The organism is Psychrobacter sp. van23A (assembly GCF_030845275.1).
In the GTDB taxonomy this organism is placed as follows: domain Bacteria; phylum Pseudomonadota; class Gammaproteobacteria; order Pseudomonadales; family Moraxellaceae; genus Psychrobacter; species Psychrobacter faecalis.
Genome location: NZ_CP132595.1, coordinates 1912714 through 1934747 on the forward strand (window position 1 = coordinate 1912714; position 22034 = coordinate 1934747).

Annotated in this window: 16 protein-coding genes; 5 read left to right on the forward strand and 11 right to left on the reverse strand. The window is 44.9% G+C overall.

All coding sequences use genetic code 11. From position 1 onward, the window contains the following. Positions 1-127 precede the first annotated feature (127 nt). The 4 genes from dusB to RAH45_RS08170 all read right to left on the reverse strand — a co-directional run bounded on the left by dusB (position 128) and on the right by RAH45_RS08170 (position 6308). Positions 128-1165 (reverse strand): tRNA dihydrouridine synthase DusB, encoded by a 1038-nt coding sequence (gene dusB, locus RAH45_RS08155; RefSeq protein WP_144297609.1) that lies wholly within the window; start codon positions 1163-1165, stop codon positions 128-130. A gap of 110 nt (positions 1166-1275) precedes the next feature. Next, positions 1276-3315, reverse strand: coding sequence for a BCCT family transporter (locus RAH45_RS08160; RefSeq protein WP_306495130.1), 2040 nt, complete (start codon positions 3313-3315; stop codon positions 1276-1278). A 212-nt stretch (positions 3316-3527) separates the two neighbouring features. Continuing rightward, positions 3528-5573: a BCCT family transporter gene (locus tag RAH45_RS08165; protein ID WP_102076737.1), complete on the reverse strand. Its 2046-nt coding sequence runs from the start codon at positions 5571-5573 to the stop codon at positions 3528-3530. A gap of 297 nt (positions 5574-5870) precedes the next feature. Continuing rightward, positions 5871-6308: an HIT family protein gene (locus RAH45_RS08170; RefSeq protein ID WP_068408230.1), complete on the reverse strand. Its 438-nt coding sequence runs from the start codon at positions 6306-6308 to the stop codon at positions 5871-5873. A 247-nt stretch (positions 6309-6555) separates the two neighbouring features. On the opposite strand from RAH45_RS08170, the gene RAH45_RS08175 reads away from it, so the two are divergent. From RAH45_RS08175 to RAH45_RS08185, 3 genes are all read left to right on the forward strand, one after another. Further along, positions 6556-7332 carry a hypothetical protein gene (locus tag RAH45_RS08175; RefSeq protein WP_068408232.1) on the forward strand — a complete coding sequence of 259 codons (777 nt, stop codon included), beginning with the start codon at positions 6556-6558 and terminating at the stop codon, positions 7330-7332. A gap of 179 nt (positions 7333-7511) precedes the next feature. Then, positions 7512-9422 (forward strand): dihydroxy-acid dehydratase, encoded by a 1911-nt coding sequence (gene ilvD, locus RAH45_RS08180; protein WP_306495131.1) that lies wholly within the window; start codon positions 7512-7514, stop codon positions 9420-9422. A gap of 213 nt (positions 9423-9635) precedes the next feature. Next, positions 9636-10889 carry a cation:proton antiporter gene (locus tag RAH45_RS08185; RefSeq protein WP_306495132.1) on the forward strand — a complete coding sequence of 418 codons (1254 nt, stop codon included), beginning with the start codon at positions 9636-9638 and terminating at the stop codon, positions 10887-10889. A gap of 123 nt (positions 10890-11012) precedes the next feature. Here the strand turns inward: RAH45_RS08185 and RAH45_RS08190 are convergent, their stop codons facing one another. The 4 genes from RAH45_RS08190 to RAH45_RS08205 form a co-directional block, all read right to left on the reverse strand. Then, positions 11013-12431 (reverse strand): serine hydrolase domain-containing protein, encoded by a 1419-nt coding sequence (locus RAH45_RS08190; RefSeq protein ID WP_306495133.1) that lies wholly within the window; start codon positions 12429-12431, stop codon positions 11013-11015. Between the two features lie 169 nt (positions 12432-12600). Next, entirely contained in the window at positions 12601-13128 is a 528-nt protein-coding gene (locus RAH45_RS08195) for a protein tyrosine phosphatase family protein (RefSeq protein ID WP_068408240.1), read from the reverse strand. 48 nt (positions 13129-13176) lie between these two features. Beyond that, positions 13177-14091: a MaoC family dehydratase gene (locus RAH45_RS08200; protein WP_068408242.1), complete on the reverse strand. Its 915-nt coding sequence runs from the start codon at positions 14089-14091 to the stop codon at positions 13177-13179. Positions 14092-14425: 334 nt separating this feature from the next. Continuing rightward, the gene (locus RAH45_RS08205) at positions 14426-15826 is read right to left on the reverse strand and encodes a 3-oxoacyl-ACP reductase (protein WP_144297599.1); all 1401 of its coding nucleotides are present in this window, start codon (positions 15824-15826) and stop codon (positions 14426-14428) included. A gap of 478 nt (positions 15827-16304) precedes the next feature. Here RAH45_RS08205 and RAH45_RS08210 point away from each other — a divergent pair, with 478 nt between their 5' ends. Together RAH45_RS08210 and ppk2 are read left to right on the forward strand one after the other, a co-directional pair. Beyond that, complete coding sequence (locus RAH45_RS08210) at positions 16305-18014, forward strand: acetyl-CoA C-acetyltransferase (protein WP_313205817.1); 1710 nt, start codon at positions 16305-16307, stop codon at positions 18012-18014. A 227-nt stretch (positions 18015-18241) separates the two neighbouring features. Beyond that, positions 18242-19255: a polyphosphate kinase 2 gene (gene ppk2 / locus RAH45_RS08215; protein WP_306495134.1), complete on the forward strand. Its 1014-nt coding sequence runs from the start codon at positions 18242-18244 to the stop codon at positions 19253-19255. 272 nt (positions 19256-19527) lie between these two features. Here the strand turns inward: ppk2 and RAH45_RS08220 are convergent, their stop codons facing one another. The 3 genes from RAH45_RS08220 to kdsB all read right to left on the reverse strand — a co-directional run bounded on the left by RAH45_RS08220 (position 19528) and on the right by kdsB (position 22019). Further along, complete coding sequence (locus RAH45_RS08220; protein WP_306495135.1) at positions 19528-19875, reverse strand: PilZ domain-containing protein; 348 nt, start codon at positions 19873-19875, stop codon at positions 19528-19530. A 42-nt stretch (positions 19876-19917) separates the two neighbouring features. Then, positions 19918-21036 carry a DNA polymerase III delta subunit-related protein gene (locus RAH45_RS08225; protein ID WP_306495136.1) on the reverse strand — a complete coding sequence of 373 codons (1119 nt, stop codon included), beginning with the start codon at positions 21034-21036 and terminating at the stop codon, positions 19918-19920. Positions 21037-21176: 140 nt separating this feature from the next. Further along, the gene (kdsB, locus tag RAH45_RS08230; protein ID WP_306495137.1) at positions 21177-22019 is read right to left on the reverse strand and encodes a 3-deoxy-manno-octulosonate cytidylyltransferase; all 843 of its coding nucleotides are present in this window, start codon (positions 22017-22019) and stop codon (positions 21177-21179) included. Between the last annotated feature and the right edge of the window lie 15 nt (positions 22020-22034).

Here is a 22034-nt window from a genome sequence, read left to right on the forward strand (position 1 = left end):
CTAAAGCATAACAAATATAATTGGATTGAAGTTAATAAATAAGCCGTAAAATGCATTTAATATCATGAATATTAGCAGTTAGGTATTTATTATCAAGTGGATTGCTTAAACTGACCGTTTTTTCTTGCTATTCGTGCGCGTGTAAAAAGTCTTCGACCACGCGAAACTGCCCAGCGGTACTCTCTTCACCATACATGGCTTGGCGAAAAGCGTTGGAATTAGGGATGCCGGTGGTATACCACGCAATGTGCTTGCGAGCAATTCGGCAGCCTGAATATTCGCCGTAAAACTCATATAGCTCTTGCAAATGCGCTAGGACAATCTCTTTTATCTCGCTCACACTAGGTGCAGCAAGCACTTCTCCTGAGCGCAAAAAATGCTCGATATCGCGAAATATCCAAGGCTGCCCTTGCGCAGCACGCCCTATCATCACCGCATCACAACCGGTCAGCTCATAGACACGCTGCGCTTTTTGCGCGCTATCGATATCGCCATTGGCAATCACAGGAATATTAATGCTTTCTTTGACTTCGCGAATCAGCTCATAACGCGCTTCCCCAGTATACATATCCTCACGCGTTCGACCATGAATGGCAATCGCAGCAATACCCGCCTGCTCTGCTCGCTTGGCCACGCGCAAAATATTTTCGCGGCCATTTTCAAACCCCAAACGCGTTTTTAAGGTCACAGGAGCATCAACGGCTCCTACCGCCGCATCCAGTAAGCGCGCGACCAAATCTTCGTCTTGCAAGAGCGCAGATCCTGCCAATTTACGGCACACTTTTTTGGCCGGGCAGCCCATATTGATATCAATAATCTGCGCGCCATTATCAATCTGATAACGTGCCGCTTCTGCCAATTTATCCGGTTCTGCGCCCGCTATCTGCGCAGAAATAGGCGCTATTTCGTTATCAAAATTGGCGCGGTAGAGCGATTTTTTGCGCGCATAAAGTGCAGTATCAGCGATGATCATCTCACTAACGGCATGCCCTGCGCCAAAGGATTTACAAAGTCTACGAAACGGATTATCCGTCACGCCAGCCATCGGTGCGACCATCAGGCGATTTTCAATCGTCAAGCCGCCAATAACCAAGGGCTGCAATAAAGGATGGTCATTATTAGCTTCTGCTGATGCTTGATTAGACACGGGATTATTTATAAGCATAAAAAACGGCTTGATTCGTAGTGAAAACAAGCCGTTATTCTAAGGGTTCTTAACTTTATTGCAAGTGATTGAGGCAATCATTTACTTAGTGCACGTCAAGGAAAAAATGCCTATTTATCAAAAACACTGCCCTGCTCTAAGGTAATATCATTGTCATGTACTTGCATACGCCACGGTAAAATGTCAGGCGATATATTAATAAAGTGCAAATATTTTTCAAACTGATCAATAATATCGTTAATCACTGAATCTGATTGATAGCCATATAAGTCATAGGTTTGCCCGCCGCGGCGTAGATAAACTTCCGCCCGATAATGATGCTCTTGCGGCAGTTTACTCGCCATCTCTTCCGTATAATAATCTGGCACTTCATGCTCTGATAAACGCACTTCGTACCAAAACTCGACGTTATCGCCGCCCCTGAGTTCAAATACCACGCGGTCATTGACTTCATCAAAATTCACCTCAGGCAACCAACCCGTTTCGGCAAACTTTTCTGCAACTTCATGCATCGACGATAAAACCGTACCTTTAATATAACCAAGTACTTTATCGCGCGTTGGCTGCTGGGTCATATAGTCAATGCGGTCACGCCATGCATCTAGTTTAAGCAGATGCGGCGGCAGATGATTGTCACTGGCCAGGCTTTGATTGCGATGACCTTCGATACGCAGCGCTCGCCACATGCCAAACATCGCAATCAAAATAATAATCGTAAAGGGCAAGGCGCTAACAATTGCCGCTGTTTGCAGCGCTTGCAGGCCACCTGCTAAGAGCAGCGCCGAGGCAACAACCCCAAGTATCAATACCCAAAACGTACGCTGCCACGCTGGCGTATCGCTACGACCGCCCGCTGCGAGCGAGTCAATCACCAATGAACCTGAATCGGATGAGGTGATAAAAAAGGTAACGATAAGTACCACAGCCAGTACAGATACCACTTGGGTAAACGGTAGATTCTCAAGCAGTTTAAATAAAGCAATCGCTTGGTTATTTTGCACTTCAGTAATCAGCGATTCATAACCTTGAATCATAATCATATGTAATGCTGTATCACCAAACACCGCAAACCAAAAGAAAGTAAAGATGGTAGGTACTAGCATCACGCCAACGATAAACTCGCGAATAGTGCGACCACGACTAATCTTGGCAATAAAAATACCGACGAAAGGCGACCAAGAAATCGTCCAAGCAAAAATAAATAGCGTCCAACTGGTAATCCAGTCACCTTGCTGATACGCCTGCAGACTAAAGGTGCGCTCAACGATATTGCCCAGATAACTGCCCGTATTTTCCATAAAGGCGTTTAAAATAAATATTGTCGGCCCTACCGCAAATATAAACAGCATCAGCGCCGTTGCCAGTATCATGTTTAAGATAGATAAGCGTTTAACTCCTTTATCCATGCCTGCAAGCACTGATATCAAGGCCAACCCCGTAATCAAGACAATGGCGATTACTTGCACGGTTGTATTGACTGGAATGCTTGGTAATAGGTAATGGAGTCCCGTATTTATTTGCGACACTGAAATGCCAAGACTGGTGGCCAAACCAAATAAAGTACCTAAAATGGCGAACACATCAACCGCATGACCAATAGGCCCATGAATTTTTTCACCGATGATGGGGTACAGCGTCGAGCGCATTGATAGCGGCAAACCGTGACGAAAAGCAAAATACGCCAAGGTTAAAGCGACCACGCCATTAATTGCCCAAATATGGAAACCCCAATGGAAGTAAGCAATCTGCATGGCTTCTTTTGCTGCAGCCACGGTTTGGGGCTCTGATAGCGGCGGCGAGGCAAAATGCGTGACTGGCTCCGCTACCCCATAAAATAACAAAGCAATCCCGTACCCTGCCGAAAACAACATCGCAAACCATTCAATAAAATTGTACTGCGCCTCACCATGGTCAGGCCCTAGTTTGATACTGCCATAAGGCGAAAATGCGAGCACCACCACAAACATCAAAAACAGCGCGGTTGCTAGCATATAAAACCAGCCGAATGTCTCGGTGGTAAATTCTAGTACTTGGACAAACAAATCACTCGCCAGCTGTGGGTTGACCGATGTCCCCACTACCAGCAATAACATGACAATGGCCGTCGGTATAAATACTGGCATCAAAATAGTAGAGCGAGGTTTACTCATAAAAAATTCTCAAAAAATCTTAAATTTGGGTATGCGTCTAATATTGTTATATAACGCCCAGTTATTCAAATAAATTTTAAATCACTGAGCCAATAGTTACATTACCTAATGATGGTAAAAAATATTGCTTTGTTTATTAATATTGAAAAACATCGCTATTTAACGAAAAAAGACAGCTGCTTAGCTGCCTTTTTTATCGCACGAATACACATTTATTTATCGAACACACTGCCTTGCTCCAGCGTGATGTCATCATCATGTTGCTGCATACGCCACGGCAAGATATTTGGCGAAACATTGACAAAGTGTAGATACTTTTCAAACTGATCGATAATGTCATTAATCACAGATTCAGACTGATAGCCATATAAATCATAGGTCTGACCACCGCGGCGCAGATAGACTTCGGCGCGATGGTGATGCTCTTGTGGTAATTCATTGGCCATATCTTCGGTGTAATAATCAGGCACCTCATGCTCTGACAACCGCACTTCGTACCAGAACTCCACATTATCCCCGCGTCTTAATTCCAGTACCGCGCGATCATTAACCTCATCATAATTAACCTCAGGTAACCAACCTGTTTCGGCAAATTTCTCTGCCACCTCATGCATCGACGATAACACTGTACCTTTGATATAACCCAGAACTTTATCGCGCGTTGGCTGATTGGTCATATAATCAATGCGGTCGCGCCAAGCATCCAATTTCAATAAATGCGGCGGTAAATGATTGTCGTTGGCCAAACTCTCATTACGATGACCTTCGATACGCAGCGCGCGCCACATGCCAAAGGTCGAGATCAAAATAATCACCGCAAACGGTAAAGCACTGACGATAGCGGCAGTTTGTAATGCACTCAAACCACCTGCAATAAGTAACACTGCAGCGACTGCACCCTCAGTGACGACCCAAAACGTACGCTGCCACCATGGCGTATCGCTACGTCCACCCGCCGCGAGCGAGTCAATCACTAATGAGCCCGAATCCGATGAGGTCACAAAAAAGGTGATGATTAACACCACGGTCAATGACGAGACAATCTGGGTAAATGGTAATTGCTCTAACAGCTTAAATAATGCAATAGCTTGGTTGTTTTGCACTTCACTAATCAGCGCCTCATAACCATCGACCATAATCATATGCAGAGCGGTGTCACCAAATACAGAGAACCAAAAGAAAGTAAACAGCGTTGGCACTAGCATCACGCCAAGGACAAACTCACGAATGGTACGACCACGACTAATTTTGGCGATAAATAGCCCAACAAAAGGCGCCCAAGCAATGGTCCATGCAAAAATAAATAGTGTCCAGCTACCGATCCAATCACTCGATTGGTATGCTTGTAAACTAAAGGTACGCTCGACGATATTGCCCAAATAGCTGCCTGTGTTTTCCATAAAGGCATTTAGAATAAATACTGAAGGCCCAACAATAAACACAAATAACATCAAAGCAGTGGCAAGCACCATATTTAAGATAGATAGGCGCTTTACCCCTTTGTCCATACCGGCTAATACAGAAACGAGTGCCGCCGCCGTCACCAACGCAATGATAATAACTTGCACCGTGGTACTAACTGGCACCGTATTTGGTAACAAATAATTTAGACCCGCATTAATTTGCGCGACCGATAATCCCAAACTGGTGGCGATACCAAACATAGTACCGACGATCGCAAACACATCAACGGTATGCCCGATAGGACCATGGATTTTGTCACCGATTAGTGGATAGAGCGTTGAGCGCACGGACAATGGCAGACCATGCCGAAACGAGAAATACGCTAGTGACAAGCCAACCACACCATAAATCGCCCAAATATGAAAACCCCAGTGAAAATAAGCAATTTGCATCGCCTCTTTTGCAGCTGCAATAGTTTGCGGTGTGGACAGGGGTGGACTGGCGAAATGTAATACTGGCTCTGCAACGCCATAAAACAGTAAGGCAATGCCATACCCCGCTGAGAATAGCATGGCAAACCATTCAAGGAAGTTATATTCAGCATCCGCGTGGTCAGGGCCCAACTTAATACTGCCATACGGCGAGAAGGCTAAGGCAATAATAAACATCAAAAATATGGCAACTGCCAACATATAAAACCATCCGAAAGTATCGGTGGTAAAAGCCAGAACTTTGCTGAACAACTCACCCGCAGCTTCAGGGTTGAGGGCTGTGCCAATCACTAATAACAACATAATGGTTGCGGCTGGCACGAATACTGGCAACAAAATAGTAGAGCGAGGTAATTTACTCATAAAAAATGATGTCCTCAAAAAATAACAATAAATATGAAAGCTAAATACAACAAGAGAAGTAAGATCGCCTACTTTATAAATTTGTATGAATAGAGGCAGTATCTCGTTCGGCTCTTATTAAACCGTTTATAAAACAAATATAATTTTTATCACACTCTCTGCAAAAACCCTAGGCAAGTGCCTGACTCGTAACACTATTTTAACGTTTGTTACATGACTATTACTCAGCAATAAAAAAGGCAACTTGTTAGCTGCCTTTTTTTTGATGATTGCATTATGAATGGTCAATTTAAGACATTAAGGATTAATAGCGCCTGCTAACTGTTTCGCCATCTCAGCAAGCTCACTTTGATCTGCTTGCGTGACCGCATGACGACCTAGCTCATGAATGCTCGATGGAATTAGATGCACATGGTAATGAAAAACAGTTTGTCCGGCTTGTGCGCCATTTAACTGCATTTGAATAATACCCTCACGCTCGAATACTTGACGCTGCGCTTGCATGACTTTTTTGGACGTCATCAGTACTGCTGCGGCATATTCTGGTTCAAGATCGACTAAATCAACGGCTTTTTGCTTAGGAATGACCAGTACATGACCTTTTGCTTGCGGCATGATATCCATAAAGGCGAGGGTTTTGTCATTCTCATAAACTTTATGATAAGGGATATCACCGTTAAGCATTTTGGCAAAGATATTATTGTCATCGTATTTGGTTTGGGTATCTTGACTCATTTTTATTCCTTAACCTTTTATTAGTAATTAGTTGTCATCAATTGGTTGTCAGTACTAAAGAGTAAATAGCTCAGCAAATATAGTGGACGAAATTTGGATTGAGTACAAGTGGCTGATACATTCACTAGCCACTTTCAATTTTACTGGGTTTTGCTATCAACAATTCTATAAGTGATACGATTAATTTATTGGCGAGCCGTGCGCTTTAAATGTTATATTAATCCTCTATTTTAATCACCTCAGGTTTATGGATTTGACTGCCTTGCCAACCCAATTATCCCAATCATCAAACACTACTGACGCTCATAGCGACCACGCTCATGACACTATGAGAAATCATACTGCGGTTAATGAAACGCTTGAAGATAGCGCACCGTCAACCATGTCAAGCATTGAGCCAAACGCCATTATCTTAGCTGAGGCATTAACTGATAAGGCAATCAGTTGGCGTATCCATAATTGTAAAATCAGCAAAAAAATCATGACGCAGGATATGCCACTGCCCTTTTTGTATCATTACGACAGTTTAGATGACAGCATTAAACAGACTTATCCATTAACACCTGCCCTACTTGCCCAGTTTAATACCCCCATGACAGCTGACGAGGCGGCGAAACTTATCGGTATTGATAAGGCGCTAATCACCAGCCCTTGGCATGTCAAAGTGATTGGCTCATTGGTGGTGTTTAGCGAAGCGCTGCAATTGGCCGTACGCCTGCATTGGACCAATACTGGTAAAGACACCCAGCAAATTTATACCAAAGATGAAGCCGATGCGCTTACTGCTGCTTTTAAAGAGTGGCAGTTTTTTGGTCGTATCGATGTGCTTTATAAGAATACTAAGCAAACACTTATCAGTATTGATGAGCACGCCGAAAACGATAAACAGCTACTGACTATTGCTGCCAGTCCTGACTATCAATTCTTGCCAGCGCCTCACGCCTTAGTCGTCATCGCCAAACTTGAAACCGATAAAGCCGATTTGCCTTGGTTTGAGACCGCTATTTTAGAGCGCCTCGTTTAAATATTGACCCTCAAGTCTTTATGATTATTGGTTAATGATTTTCAGTTATCCATATCTAATGGTATGGTAACGCCTTAGTATTATTCACTAGTACTCACATGGCATAAAAAGCACACTATCCGTATGACAGCGGATGCTGCAGACGTTTATAAATCTCGCTTATTTGTAAGGAATATCACATGGATTATCGCTCAAAAACTTCTACTGGCGGTCGTAATATGGCCGGTGCGCGTGCCCTATGGCGTGCAACGGGTATGACGGATGGCGACTTTGGCAAACCGATTATCGCCATTGCCAACTCCTTTACCCAGTTTGTCCCCGGTCACGTGCATCTAAAAGACTTGGGGCAACTGGTGGCGCGTGAGATTGAAAAAGCGGGCGGCGTGGCAAAAGAGTTTAATACCATTGCGGTCGATGACGGTATTGCCATGGGCCATAGTGGCATGTTGTATTCATTACCAAGCCGTGATTTGATTGCAGACTCGGTTGAGTATATGGTCAACGCCCACTGCGCCGACGCCCTAGTCTGTATTTCTAACTGCGATAAAATCACCCCTGGTATGCTGATGGCAGCCATGCGCCTCAATATCCCTGTTGTTTTCGTCTCTGGCGGCCCGATGGAAGCGGGCAAGGTCATCGCTAGCACTGTCGCTCATAGCCATAATAATGATGGTGGCAGCGATGTGCACACGACCGATAGTAAAGGCAATGCGATTCGTAAGCTTGATTTGGTCGATGCCATGATGGATGCCGCTGACGATAATATCAGCGATGAAGATGTTTTGGCCATTGAAAGCTCGGCTTGCCCAACTTGTGGCTCATGCTCTGGGATGTTTACCGCCAACTCAATGAACTGCTTGACCGAAGCATTAGGCTTATCATTGCCGGGTAATGGCTCTCTATTAGCCACGCATTCGTTACGCCGCGAGTTGTTTTTAGAAGCGGGTCGCACGATTGTATCATTGGCCAAGCGCCGTTATGAGCAAGACGATGATTCGGTATTACCGCGCTCTATCGCTACCAAAGCCGCTTTTGAAAATGCGATGAGCTTAGATATTGCGATGGGTGGCTCGACCAATACTATCTTGCATCTATTGGCTGCCGCCAATGAAGCGGAAGTTGATTTTAAAATGCTCGATATTGATCGCCTAAGCCGTAGTGTCCCTTGCCTGTCGAAAGTCGCTCCTGCTTCACAAAAATACCATATGGAAGACGTCCACCGTGCTGGTGGTGTGATGGCACTGCTTGCCGAGCTTGACCGTGCTGGCTTATTAACCACCGATATCCCTACAATTCATAGCGCAAGTATGAAAGAAGCTATCGATAAATGGGATATCATGAATCCTGATAACACTGAGGCACGAGCGCGCTATATTGCTGCTCCTGGTGGCGTTCGTACCACGCAGGCCTTCTCACAATCAAAAGAATGGTCGAACCTTGACGTCAATCGTGAGTCAGGCTGTATTCGTAGCGCGCAGCATGCTTACTCCCAAGACGGCGGTCTTGCGGTGCTATACGGCAATATCGCTGAGCGCGGCTGCGTGGTTAAAACCGCAGGCGTCGATGAAAGTATCTTAGTCTTCACCGGACGCGCACGTATCTTTGAATCACAAGATGCTGCCGTAGCCGCTGTGCTTGATGACCAAATTGTCGCCGGCGATGTGGTCATCATTCGCTATGAAGGGCCAAAAGGTGGGCCTGGTATGCAAGAAATGCTGTATCCAACCACTTACCTAAAGTCTAAAGGCTTGGGTAAAGAATGTGCGCTGTTAACTGACGGTCGTTTCTCTGGTGGTACTTCAGGCTTATCCATTGGTCATGCCAGCCCAGAAGCAGCTGAAGGCGGCGCGATTGGTTTAGTACAAGAAGGCGATACCATTCATATTGATATCCCAAACCGCACCATCAATATGCAAGTCAGCGATGCCGAGCTTGCTGCGCGCCGTGAAGAGATGGAAGCGCGTGGACGTAACGCATGGAAGCCTGTAAGCCGTGAGCGTCACGTCTCGCCTGCGCTGCGTGCTTATGCAGCTATGACTACCAGTGCCGACACGGGTGCCGTCCGTGATGTGAGCCAAGTTGAGCGTTAAATAAGTCTGTAAACGCAATGATTTATCACTAACCTTATAGAATTACCCAAAGCCTGCACCATGCAGGCTTTTTTTTCACCAAAAAACAACGCTACCGCCGTTCTGATAACGTTTTTTTGCGGTATTAAAAGGGTTTTACCGTCATTATTAATAGCGATTAAACCTCTTGTAACTTTATCTTTTTAAAACCAAAAAATAGCGTGCACCAAACTTATGATTGAAAACTATAATTTATTCTTATTGGTCTGCGGTATTGCCTTTTTATTCGGGGCACTATTTCCTATTATTTTTAAACGTACGCCCATCTCGCTGCCCATGCTGCAAGTAAGCTTTGGTCTACTCATGGGCTATTGGTGGACCAGTTTATCTTTTTTAAACCCGATGGATAACGGTTTAATCATAGAAAAACTGACTGAAATCGTGGTATTGGTTTCGCTGGTCGGTGCAGGTATCAAGATAGATACTGAGCTGTCGTGGCACTTATGGCGCCCGACTGTGCGCTTATTACTTATCACCATGCCGATTGGTATTTTTGCCATGGCGCTCTTAGGCTATTATGCTTTTGGTTTGACATTAGGCGCGGCCATCTTGCTCGGTGCGGTACTGGCTCCAACCGATCCTGTGCTCGCCTCTAGTATCCAAGTCGGACCGCCCAATACTGGCGGCGAGGATACACCGCGCTTTACCTTGACCTCAGAAGCAGGGTTAAATGACGGCTTGGCGTTCCCATTTGTCTATTTAGCGATTAAGGTAGCAGAAGCTTATAGCGGCGGGCAGCAGTTCACAGGTGAAATGCTATGGCAATGGTTTACGACTGATGTGCTGTGGAAAATTGGCGCAGGTTTGGTGGTCGGGATTGTGGTTGGTAAATTACTAGCAAAATTGGTCTTTTCAAAATATAGCCACAATATCACCATCTCTCAAGGCTATGTCGTCATAGCTCTCACCTTGCTGGCCTATGGTTTGGCAGAATATGTGCACAGCTATGGCTTCATTGCAGTATTTGTCGCCGCCTTTGCTTTTCGGCGCTCGGAGCGTGAACACAGTTATCACCAAAAGCTGCACGATTTTGCTGAGCAGTCAGAAGGCTTACTGATGTCCTTAGTTCTTGTGGTTTTTGGCATGTTTTTAGGTCAAGGACTGCAAGCGGGCGTTGAGCTGACATGGCGCGTCTATATCGTCAGCTTTACCTTTTTATTATTGATTCGACCGATTGGCGGATTGATTGCTCTATCAGGATTAAAGCTGCCCTATACTGAAAAGTATGCCATTTCTGCGCTCGGTATACGCGGTATTGGCACCTTATATTATCTGTCTTACGCCCTCAATCAAGGCTTCTTTGATGAAGTAGACGCTGTTAAACTTTGGATAGTCTGCTCAATTGTCATTTTGGCGTCTATCTTTATCCATGGTTTGATTTCCCCAAGGTTGCTTAAACTCACGCCTAATAAGCCGCGCCATGGATAATTTCGGACGACTACCTCAATACTTTTGTTAGTTATAGTGTTGCTACTTATCCTTTAAGCACCTGTATTTCTGTTTTTCATACTGGCAACAAGAATATTGAGGTAAGTTCAAGAGTCACGTCTACTAGATTCCAGCGTCAATCAAATCTAATACCGCTTCCGTCAGCGCAAACTGGCGGACATCATTGAGCATTGTTACATCAAAATTATGGATAAAGGTAAACGACAATTGCCGCGCAGGATCACACCACGCAACCGAACCGTTATAACCCATGTGCCCAAAACCTTGCGCGCTCATATTAGAAGCTTCACTTTGACAAATGCTAAACCTGCGATGATAGCCCAAGCGCCAGTTCATTTTCGCCGGCATTACCGCGTCCATGCCAGTGGTTTGCGGGGTTGAAAGCTGCTTAAATGTTGCGTCGTCAATTAATGTCTGCCCCTGCCATGTACCGCCATTGGCTAGCATGGCATAAATAGTTGCTAATGCTTGCGCTGATGCCACGCCGTTGGCAGCGGGAATGATGGCTTGTAGCGTCCGTTTATCGTAATAATCGATAGGTTGTTTATTAGCCAACACAAGAGCCGATTTATAGTTTTTTAGATTAAGCTGGCTGTTATTAAAGTATAAACGGTTAATTTTTGCTGTATCCAAATTAGGCAGCCCATCTGCCATTGCGCTTTCATTTGCGCCTGCTTGATTGGTTAGTGCTCTTTTTTGCCAACAAGTATAGCTTGGTAGGCTTGAATAAATACGCAAAGTATTTTCAGAATCCGCTCTTAACACGGGTTTGCTGCGGCGAGGTCGCGCTTGCGACAGCTCCTGATTGCTTATTTGCTGGGCTGTGTGTTCGTCTGTTTGGAAATATTTAACCAAATGAGCCACTTCATCTACTTTATCGTCTGGCACCCCAAAATAACAGCTGTCTGCAATTCCTAGCGGCTCAGTCAAATAGTGACGCAGCGCTGTGGCTAATGACATATGGGTAACGGCTTCTATCACGCCGCCCAGTACCCAACCGTAAACCAAGGCGCTATAAGCGCTCTCATATAAGGCGCTGTCTTCAGGCGCTGTTACTGGCATAGCAGCAACCTTTTCTAGCATGAGCTGCCAATCGAGCACCATGTCATTATCGACATCGATACTTTGAATCGAAAACAAGTTGCCTTGATGCGACATGACGCTACGTAAAGTAATCTGTTCTTTTCCTTGCGCGGCAAAAGCAGGCCAATAATCCGCAATCGCTCGGTCATAATCAAGCATATGCTCGGAGACCAACACATGCACCAATGTCGCCAACACCCCTTTCCCTGTTGAAAAATTCAGCGATAGGGTATCGGGGCTCCATGACAAATCCGCGCGCGCCATTCCCACACTAGCCTGAGCAATACATTGCCCCGCTTGATAAACCACCAAGGCACCGCCAGCTGGTGCGTCATCAAGCTGCAAATATGTTAGCAATTGTTGTAATTTTTGCTGAATAACAGGATTAATAGACGTATAGACGTTTTGATTATCAGCTTTCTCATTATTATTTTTCATTATTCACTCGCTTTATTTATAAAAACATTTTTTATAGTCAAAAAATTCATTAGCTAATTAATCACGAAATTTGCTCATAAAAAAGGCAACCTATTGGTCGCCTTTTTTGTTGCATGTCGCTCATATGTAACGCGTACAGTTTGCCCTACATGCTTAGTATGCCATGAGTCTAGCGTGGAACCAATAAACGATTATGAACCTCTTCTTCTAGCTTCGTCAAACCATGACTGCGCCCGCGCTCCATTGCCGTATCCATTTTGCGTCCGCGTAACCAGCCCGCACGCAATGCTACCGCTGCACCAGCGCGATTACCAGAACCACAGTGCAAGACGGTTTTTTTGCCATGGTACTGACGCAAGATGTTATCAAACGCCAATATATTTAACTGTTTTAAATCCTTGGCCCCGCTGATAGGCAGCTGCTCATAATGCATACCAGCGCGCTCTACCGCCGCGCGCTCATCAAAATTTAGCTCATCATCTGGCTGCAAGTTAAGCACCAACTCAACGCCAGCCGCCGCTAAAGTAGCGACCTTTTCGTCGTCGAGGGCGCCGCACACGATGGTGTTGTCATCAGGGCGAAAATACGGCTCAAACATATTTTCCAAATCGATACCGTTATCTTTAGCAGTAGATTCATCTATGGTAGCTGAGTTATCGGGCGCAGCTACGCTTGTTGCATTGTCATGTAAAGTCATAATGAATAATTGGTTAATAAAATATAAAGGTTAGAAATATGGCGCAATCTATTGATTTTCGCTTTGCAGTTTGATCACACCAGCAAGATGCGGCTTGTCGTTTTTAGCACTAAATAAGCCAAACTCGCAAGTATCGGTTGGGCTCTTTAACTGCGCTATCGGCTCAGCGATCAGCTCTACTTCAGCTGGCAAAAAGATAGGCAGCTTAAATGATACATTGACCGTGCAAGCATCTGGTAGCTCATCCACCAGCGCTAGACATTTAGCTTTTGACCACATGCCGTGGGCGATGGCTTTTGGAAAACCAAATGCGCGTGCCGATAATGGATGGAGATGGATGAGGTTAAAATCCCCTGAAACAAACGCATAACGACGGCCGATATCTTCTGGTACTTCAAAGATACTGTGCACGCCTTCTTCATTCACCAAAGGCTTAACGGTCACTGGACGCGGCGTGCTTTTTTTATCTTTGCTACCTGATTTTTTTCCACGTGACAAATAAGTAGAAGTGCCTTCCCAAATTACCTCGTCATCTGACTTAACGGTGGTGACAAAATCAAACTGCTGGCCTTGCGCATGGTCGCGTAGATTATCAAACTTCACCGCCATCGCTACCGTTTCACGCTCACCGATAGGACGATACTGCGTCACGCTATTATCCACATGCACCAAACCTAGCATAGCAAAGGGAAATGGCTCTTTGACCATCATATTCATTTGTAACGTCTGTGATAAAACAGAAAAATAGGTAATCGGTATTTTGCCATTGTCGGCGAAACCACAAATCTTACGATAATCGTCAAGATTATTTTGGTCGATGTGCAAATTATCTACATAATACGTCGCTTGTGGCAACTGATCGCGGCTGACCTTTTCGTTATTACCAATAGGCAATAGACTCTTGACGATATTGGCGTAGGTGGTATGCGCTTTTGGCAACGCATCATAATGTTTGTCTGACATAATAAATCCTAAATGGGGTTGAGCTAACTGAGGCTGGAGCAAATTATCTGGCTACTTGTAAACAGTGAAGCATTCGTTTGTCGGCTTATTTGTTTACTGGTTGGTTTACTGGTTCATTTACTGGCACATGCTTTTATTCATACCTGTTTTTATCATAAAAAAGCCACCCTCGGGCAGCTTTATTACAATTTATCAGCAATTTTTCGTAAGCATATGTGAGGTCCATTTAAAAACCTCATACACCCTACTTACTTAATACAGGCTTGCTCACTATGATTTAGTCATTCATCGAGCAGTATTCTGCCTCTATTTTACTGAGTATGCATCCAACAAGCTATGCACCCAACAAGCTTTGGCCACAAACACGTACGATATTGCCATTTAGACCACCAGAAGCTGGCGACGCAAGCCATGCAATGGTTTCAGCCACATCGATTGGTAAACCGCCTTGGCTCATTGAGTTCATACGGCGACCGGCTTCACGAATGGCAAACGGAATGGCTTCTGTCATTTGCGTTTCGATAAACCCTGGCGCTACAGCGTTGATAGTCATGCCTTTAGAACCGTCGTCTAATTGCTTAGCAGTCGCGTTTACCAAACCGATGACGCCCGCTTTAGAAGTAGCATAGTTACTTTGACCTAGATTACCAGCGATACCTGAGATAGATGAAACGCAGACGATACGTGCATGGTCTTTTAGTACATCATTATCTAGCAAGTAGCGGTTTAGCTTGGCAATACTGCCCAAGTTAATGTTGATAACCATGTCCCACTTTTTCTCATCCATTTTTGCCAGTGTCTTGTCACGGGTCACGCCAGCATTATGAATAACGGCATCTAAACCGCCACGCTTTTGCGCCGCTTCTGCGATTTCTTTGCCCGCATCTTCACTAGTGATATCGACGGTTAATACTGAACCACTGATTTCGCTGGCGACTTTTTGTAAGTCCGCTTGCTGCTGCGGTACATCAAGACAGATAACATGGGCGCCTTCGCGTGCCAACACACGAGCGATGGCTTCACCGATACCGCGACTTGCGCCAGTGACCAGCATGGTTTTACCGCCTAAAGGCTGCGTCCAATCAACATCAACGTTGGCACCATTAGTAACACGTACCACTTGTCCTGACACATAAGCTGAGCGCGCTGAGGCAAAGAAGCGTAACGTTGAGTCTAGGTTCTTTTCAGCGCCTTCTGCCACGTAGATAAGCTGGGCCGTGATACCGCGCTTAAACTCTTTACCGACAGATTTCACAAAACCTTCAAGCGAGCGCTGTGCCAATGCTGCCTCAATATCTTTTAGATCTTCTGGTGGACGACCGATAACGATAACACGACCTGATTTTTCGACGCGGCGCGCTACTGCATGAAAGAACTCATACACTTGTTTGAGCTCATCAGCATTACTGATATTGCTGGCATCAAACAATAAAACTTTAAATTTGTCATCGCCGCCGGTATTGGCTTTGGCTTTCACGCCTGCATCAGCCAGCGCGTCTTTTACCGCATCACGGCTGTTTACAAATACATCAGCGTGCAAATCTGACAAAATACGAGCAACTGATTCGCTGATGGCAGTATTGTCGCCATCAGCACGGCCAACCAATACACTACCGCGTACTGACGGCTGACCACTATCAAAACGGTCTAGCTCTACTGGCATCGGCAAGCCTAGATTTTTTGCCACTTTTCGGCCAATAGAAGACTGCACAAAATCACCATAACGGTCTGACATAATATAATCCTATAATTGATGAAAAAAATTATTAATATGAGTAAACAGGTTCAAAATTGCTCTAACTATACACTTCCATGCAAAACAAGTCCAAAAGCTGCGCCTGTCTATCATAATCTGTAGACAAGCCAGTATACAAGATAGCAACTTTTTCTCGCCTTAAAAACACCCCACTTATGTTAAAATATAACGTATAAGTTATGGCAAATGCATTTATAGATAACAATATATTATCAAAAGCGCCGTTATGCAATGTTATTAATCAATACTAACCAGTATAATCAGTAGCGTTTGATAGTTAGCATTAAGGCATGAGCTTAAAATTAGCGTCACATCGTTTGCTAAAGAGATACAGTAAGCGCGTAAAAAGCGCCTTATGCTAACCTTCTCTGCCGTGTACTATGTTTTTCTCTTTTATTTTTATTTTTATTTTGTTTTTCCCTTTTATCTTCTACCCATATTTTTTAAGGATAATATTATGAGTACTAAAAACAATCACCCTGATAGCCCTGTTGTTGAAACGACCGTCGTAAAAGCCGGTGATAGCCAAAATACCGAAACAGCGACTGACGCAGCAACCAAAAAAGCAGCAACTGAAGACGCCAAGCAGCCAAATGTATTCGACACAATGGCAAATTCAAAAGCGGCTGAGCCAAAAAAAGCGGACGATAAAAAGTCGGACGCCAAAACAGCGGATACGAAAACAGACAGCTCTAATAAAGATAATTCTAAGAAAGACGAGTCTAAAAAGGAGAGCACCGCTGAAAAAAGCTCAAAAGACAGCAAAACTACTAACGCTACTAAAGATGATAGTGCGGCTAAAGATGCCAATAAAAAGACTGACACAGCTAGTAAAAAAACAACCGCTACAACCGCTAAAGAATCGAGCAAAGCTGGCCTGAGCTCGGGTCAACATCGCGTCGCTATCCTAGGCGGCAACCGTATTCCGTTTGCGCGCTCAAACGGTGCTTACTCTGATGACAGCAATACTGACATGCTAACCGCCGCGTTAGATGGCTTGGTCGAGCGTTTTAACTTACAAGATGAAAAAGTCGGTGAAGTCGTTGCTGGTGCGGTGATGAAATTGAGCCGTGATATCAACTTGACGCGTGAAGCGACACTAAGCACCGCCTTAAACCCACATACGCCAACGTATGATATCTCACAAGCTTGCGGTACTGGCTTACAAGCAACCTTTGCTTCTGCCAATAAAATCGCCCTTGGTATTATTGATTCGGCGATTACTGGCGGTGTGGATACCACCTCTGACGCCCCTATCGCTGTTGGTGATGGCTTACGTAAAGTGCTAATCAAATTGGGCGCGGCTAAAGACAACAAACAACGTCTAAAAGCGCTAATGGGTTTAAATCCTAAAGATTTGATCGACTCACCACAAAATGGCGAGCCGCGTACGGGTTTATCAATGGGTGACCATCAAGCTATTACCACCCTTGAGTGGAACATCAGCCGTGAAGATCAGGATGAGCTTGCCTTTAACAGCCATAAAAATCTAGCACGCGCGTATGACGAAGGTTTTTTTGACGACCTAATCACGCCATACAAAGGTTTGACGCGCGATAACAACTTGCGCCCAGATACGACGTTAGACAAGCTTGCTAAACTCAAACCCGTGTTTGGTAAAAAGAACGCCAACCCAACCATGACAGCCGCTAACTCGACGCCGCTAACCGATGGCGCCTCTTGTGTGCTATTGGCCAATGACGAATGGGCAAAAGAGCGTGGTCTTAAACCACTAGCATACATCGTTCATCAAGAAACAGCTGCTGTTGATTTTATCGGTAAATCTGGCGATAAAGAAGGTTTACTCATGGCGCCAGCTTATGCGGTACCGCGTATGCTTGAGCGCGCTGGTTTAACGCTGCAAGATTTTGATTTCTATGAAATCCATGAAGCGTTTGCCTCACAAGTGTTATCAACGCTAGCAGCTTGGGAAGATGAGAAGTTCTGCCAAGAGCGTTTGGGTCTTGATGCGCCACTAGGCTCTATCGATCGTAGTAAGCTAAACGTCAATGGCTCATCACTTGCCGCAGGTCATCCATTTGCCGCAACCGGTGGTCGTATCCTAGCCACTGCTGCAAAATTGTTAGACCAAAAAGGGGCAGGTCGCGCGCTTATCTCAATTTGCGCCGCTGGCGGTCAAGGCGTAACCTGTATTCTAGAGAAATAATTTATTAGTTAAGTTAATTAGCCAATAAATAGCATTCAATGTTAATACTCCCTTTAATCTGATGATTAGAGGGAGTTTTTTGTTTTGGTTGAAAAAAACATTAAAAAGACTGCAACAAGTAAACACGGTGTACTCATAGCGTTATTGTAAATATGCTAGAGTAATAAACCACATATAGAACTATCATAATGAATAATAACCATAAAAATATTGCTTAGGAGCTTATTATGAGCAGAGATTTCTCATCGATCGACCGACAAACCTTAAATACCTCAAAGCGGCAAGCGCGGTCAGCACTCGAACAAGACAGCTTTATCACTCGTATGGATAAAGAAGTGTTTGGCGATGAGCTACGACGCAAAATGCATCAAGATTTGATCGACAGCTATGACGAAGAGCTGGAAAATGAGATAGACGATTACGTGCGCGACTTTCGTTTTGATGGCCGCGCGATGAGTGAACAAGAAAAGCTCGATCGGCGTACTTATTTTGAAGAATTACTGCGACTACAACGAGAGCTTATCAAACTACAAGATTGGGTGGTCGAATACGGCGAGCGCATTGTGGTGATATTCGAAGGGCGTGATTCTGCGGGTAAAGGTGGTGCTATCAAGCGTATTACCCAGCGCTTAAACCCGCGTGTTTGCCGCGTTGCTGCGCTACCCGCACCAACCGAACGCGAACAGTCGCAGTGGTATTTCCAGCGTTATGTAGCGCACTTGCCCGCCGCTGGCGAGATTGTCTTGTTTGATCGCAGCTGGTACAACCGGGTGGGCGTTGAACGCGTCATGGGGTTTTGTACCGATGCCCAGTACGAAGAGTTTTTCCAATCAGTACCTGAATTTGAGCGTATGCTGGTACGATCAGGTATTCGCTTGGTCAAATACTGGTTTTCGATTACCGATGATGAGCAGCATTCCCGCTTTATGAGCCGGATTCATGACCCACTTAAGCAGTGGAAACTGTCAGCGATGGACTTACAATCACGTCGGCGCTGGGAGGATTATACTAAGGCCAAAGAGACCATGTTTGAGCGCACCCATATCCCTGAAGCGCCGTGGTGGGTGGTCGAAGGCAATAATAAAAAACGCGCACGGCTAAACTGTATCGCTCATTTACTTGAGCAAATCCCCTATAAAGAAGTACCGCGCGATGAGATTGAATTGCCCGAACGCAAGCGCGATGATGAATATTACCGCGAGCCAATTCCCGATGATATGTACGTGCCACCGCGCTATTAGCCAAATGTATGCCTGTATAATCAAAATATTCTAAAAACGCGACGGTATTGCTGATATTAATTTTTTGTAGCCTCTGTCTGCGCAGGCACAGCAAGCAAGAAAAATTGATATCAGCAGTGCGTGATGTATCGATATTACTTTTCACTCACTATAGCATTCAATAAAATACGGCGCATAAAAAAGCAGCCTCATCAATATAGAAGGCTGCTTTTTTCATTTTTTCGCTAAATGTATTATGCTAATAGCAAATACATTTCAAGCTCTGCAAAATACTACATCGTATAAGTCGACTGCAAGCTATCAAGCTTACCGGCCAATAAGCGCTCGACCTCGTTTTTAATTCTTAGCCCAGCGATATCTGTACCTATCTGCACCGCAAAACCTGCTGGACGACCGCTTTGGCTTTTAGAATTAATCCAAACCACCTTACCGTTCATAGGCAAGCGTTCACTAGAATTAGGCAAAGTCACGGCAATAAACACTTCATCGCCCAGTTTTTGGGTTTTATCGGACGGCACAAATAACGCGCCATTGGTCACAAAGGATAAATAGCTTGCGTATAACGTTTCCATATCTTCAATATGGCAGGTTAAAATCCCGCCACGTCCTGGCATTGCCATAGTCCGCTTCCTTTATAAGTGAGGTTTATTTTTTAATCTGATTTATAAATAAGCCAATTCTTGCATCAGCTTATCATAAGCGAATTTTTCTTGCACATTTTGTTGTAGAGCGGCTTTTATTTCTTGCAGACCATTTATAAAGACCTCTAACGCGCGCTCAGTAGGTTGATGACTGTGTAAGGACACTGGTAAATTAATGTCCTTTTGCAGCACATCGAGACCCAAACATACACGGCGCATATCGACCAGCATCAGCTCCGACAATTGAATAAACTCGCTTATACTAAGCTGGGTCTGCCAATAGTCGCTTGCCGCTATGCTACTACGCTTGCCGCTACGCAGCGCTTGCCACGTTGTCAGCCATAGTGTGCGCTTGCTATACCATGGTGCTTGCGCAAGGGCGACCGCGGCTAAAGGCGCGCCATTTGCCAACTGTATCAGCTGCTCAATGGCCGCCGTGCCGACCGCCTCACGATTGACCGTACTACCTAAAGCATGAGTCACATAGTCAACTAAAACGGCAGGCTCAATGGTCTGTAGTGCCAACTGCTGAACACGGCTTTTTATGGTTGGCAGTAACTGCGCTGGAGTATCACTGATGAGGAATAAATGTACTTGGGCTTGCGGCTCTTCCAAGGTTTTGAGCAACGCATTTGCAGCTGCAACCGTCATTTGCTCTGCGTAATCGAGCACACATATCCGCATGCCCTGCCCGCCTTGATAAATAAATGGCTGCAGAGCACGGATATCATCGACCTTTATTTTTAATGCAGCGTTATTAGCAGCTTTGGCAGATTTTTTGTCTTTTGCGCTGTTAGTTGCTGCTTGTTTAGCATCAGCATGTTCGGCACTGACTGGCATACTAATAAGTGGCAGAACTTGTAAGCTTGGATGCGTCCCCGATCTGAGCCATTGACAGCTCTCGCAAATACCGCAAGCGCCAAGCGGATTGTGCTCGCGCTCTCGGCATAATAACCACGCCACCAAACGCCAAACAAAAGCGCGCTTGCCCATGCCCTGCATACCAGCGGCTAAAAGCGCGTGCGGCAAAGATTGCTGCGGCATCAACACCCGCTTGGTCCGCTGTGACCATAGCTCGTTTTGCCATGGTAATAGCGGGGCAAAATATATATTATCCGTCAAAGGCAATGCGCTTGTCATTTCATTTACCTCATTCACGATCATCGCTCAATACCTTAAATACGTTCAATACGCTTACAACCTTTGAGTAACAAACAATCCTACTCTATTTAATAAAATACTTTATAAACATTTACTTAGGCTATTATTAATTATGTAAATTAGCAGTTTTGAAAATCAATTAAGCTCATGGCATTTAGCCGATCTAAATCTTCTTGGGTATCGACGCCAGCTGGTAGATGACAGCTTGCAGTGGCAATAGCAATATGACCACCATTTTCTAAGACGCGTAATTGCTCTAGGCTTTCTAATATCTCGAGCGGCGTTTGCGGCCAATGCACAAACTGCTGTAACAAGCTAACTCTGTAAGCGTATAAACCCAAATGACGATAAGCGTTTTTTGGTGGTTGCTGCTGTATATTTTTATCGTTTGCCAAAACCACATCACGGTCGCACGGAATCGGTGCACGGCTAAAATATAATGCACGCTGTAAATTGCTGGACGTCTGACTGACAACTTTTACGACCGATGGGCGCATAAAAGTTTCGTAGTCTTCGATAGGCTCGCATAAAGTCGCCATTACGCTGTCGCTATCTTGCACTAGCAGGGCTTTGACTTGCTGTAATAATAACGGCGGTACCAGAGGTTCGTCACCCTGCATATTGACCACGATATCATGCTCAGCCCAGCCTTTGATAGCGGCAACTTCAGCCAAACGGTCAGTCCCTGACGCATGCTCACTACTGGTCATCACCACATCAAAACCTGCCTCTGTGCAAACGTTGGCAATCGCCTCATCATCAGTCGCAATACACATATCGTCAGCAAAATCAGCCAACTGTGCTTTTTCAGCCACCCACAGTATCATTGGTTTGCCATGAATCTTTAATAATGGCTTACCGGGTAAGCGCGTACTTTTAAAGCGCGCAGGAATAACAATATGAGTTTTGGCTGGCGCGGCTTCAATTGGCATTGTTGCGGCTGATTTTAAGTCTGACGACATGGTTTATTCCTAAAA

Bases quoted from the DNA above. Each gene is read 5' to 3' on its own strand.
- RAH45_RS08195 (WP_068408240.1), bottom strand. From the start codon at position 13,128: ATGACTTTACATGACAATGCAACAAGCGTAGCTGCGCCCGATAACTCA.
- kdsB (WP_306495137.1), bottom strand. From the start codon at position 22,019: ATGTCGTCAGACTTAAAATCAGCCGCAACAATGCCAATTGAAGCCGCG.
- RAH45_RS08175 (WP_068408232.1), top strand. From the start codon at position 6,556: ATGGATTTGACTGCCTTGCCAACCCAATTATCCCAATCATCAAACACT.
- ilvD (WP_306495131.1), top strand. From the start codon at position 7,512: ATGGATTATCGCTCAAAAACTTCTACTGGCGGTCGTAATATGGCCGGT.
- RAH45_RS08190 (WP_306495133.1), bottom strand. From the start codon at position 12,431: ATGAAAAATAATAATGAGAAAGCTGATAATCAAAACGTCTATACGTCT.
- RAH45_RS08165 (WP_102076737.1), bottom strand. From the start codon at position 5,573: ATGAGTAAATTACCTCGCTCTACTATTTTGTTGCCAGTATTCGTGCCA.
- RAH45_RS08170 (WP_068408230.1), bottom strand. From the start codon at position 6,308: ATGAGTCAAGATACCCAAACCAAATACGATGACAATAATATCTTTGCC.
- dusB (WP_144297609.1), bottom strand. From the start codon at position 1,165: ATGCTTATAAATAATCCCGTGTCTAATCAAGCATCAGCAGAAGCTAAT.
- RAH45_RS08160 (WP_306495130.1), bottom strand. From the start codon at position 3,315: ATGAGTAAACCTCGCTCTACTATTTTGATGCCAGTATTTATACCGACG.
- RAH45_RS08185 (WP_306495132.1), top strand. From the start codon at position 9,636: ATGATTGAAAACTATAATTTATTCTTATTGGTCTGCGGTATTGCCTTT.
- RAH45_RS08210 (WP_313205817.1), top strand. From the start codon at position 16,305: ATGAGTACTAAAAACAATCACCCTGATAGCCCTGTTGTTGAAACGACC.
- RAH45_RS08205 (WP_144297599.1), bottom strand. From the start codon at position 15,826: ATGTCAGACCGTTATGGTGATTTTGTGCAGTCTTCTATTGGCCGAAAA.
- RAH45_RS08225 (WP_306495136.1), bottom strand. From the start codon at position 21,036: ATGACAAGCGCATTGCCTTTGACGGATAATATATATTTTGCCCCGCTA.
- RAH45_RS08200 (WP_068408242.1), bottom strand. From the start codon at position 14,091: ATGTCAGACAAACATTATGATGCGTTGCCAAAAGCGCATACCACCTAC.
- ppk2 (WP_306495134.1), top strand. From the start codon at position 18,242: ATGAGCAGAGATTTCTCATCGATCGACCGACAAACCTTAAATACCTCA.
- RAH45_RS08220 (WP_306495135.1), bottom strand. From the start codon at position 19,875: ATGGCAATGCCAGGACGTGGCGGGATTTTAACCTGCCATATTGAAGAT.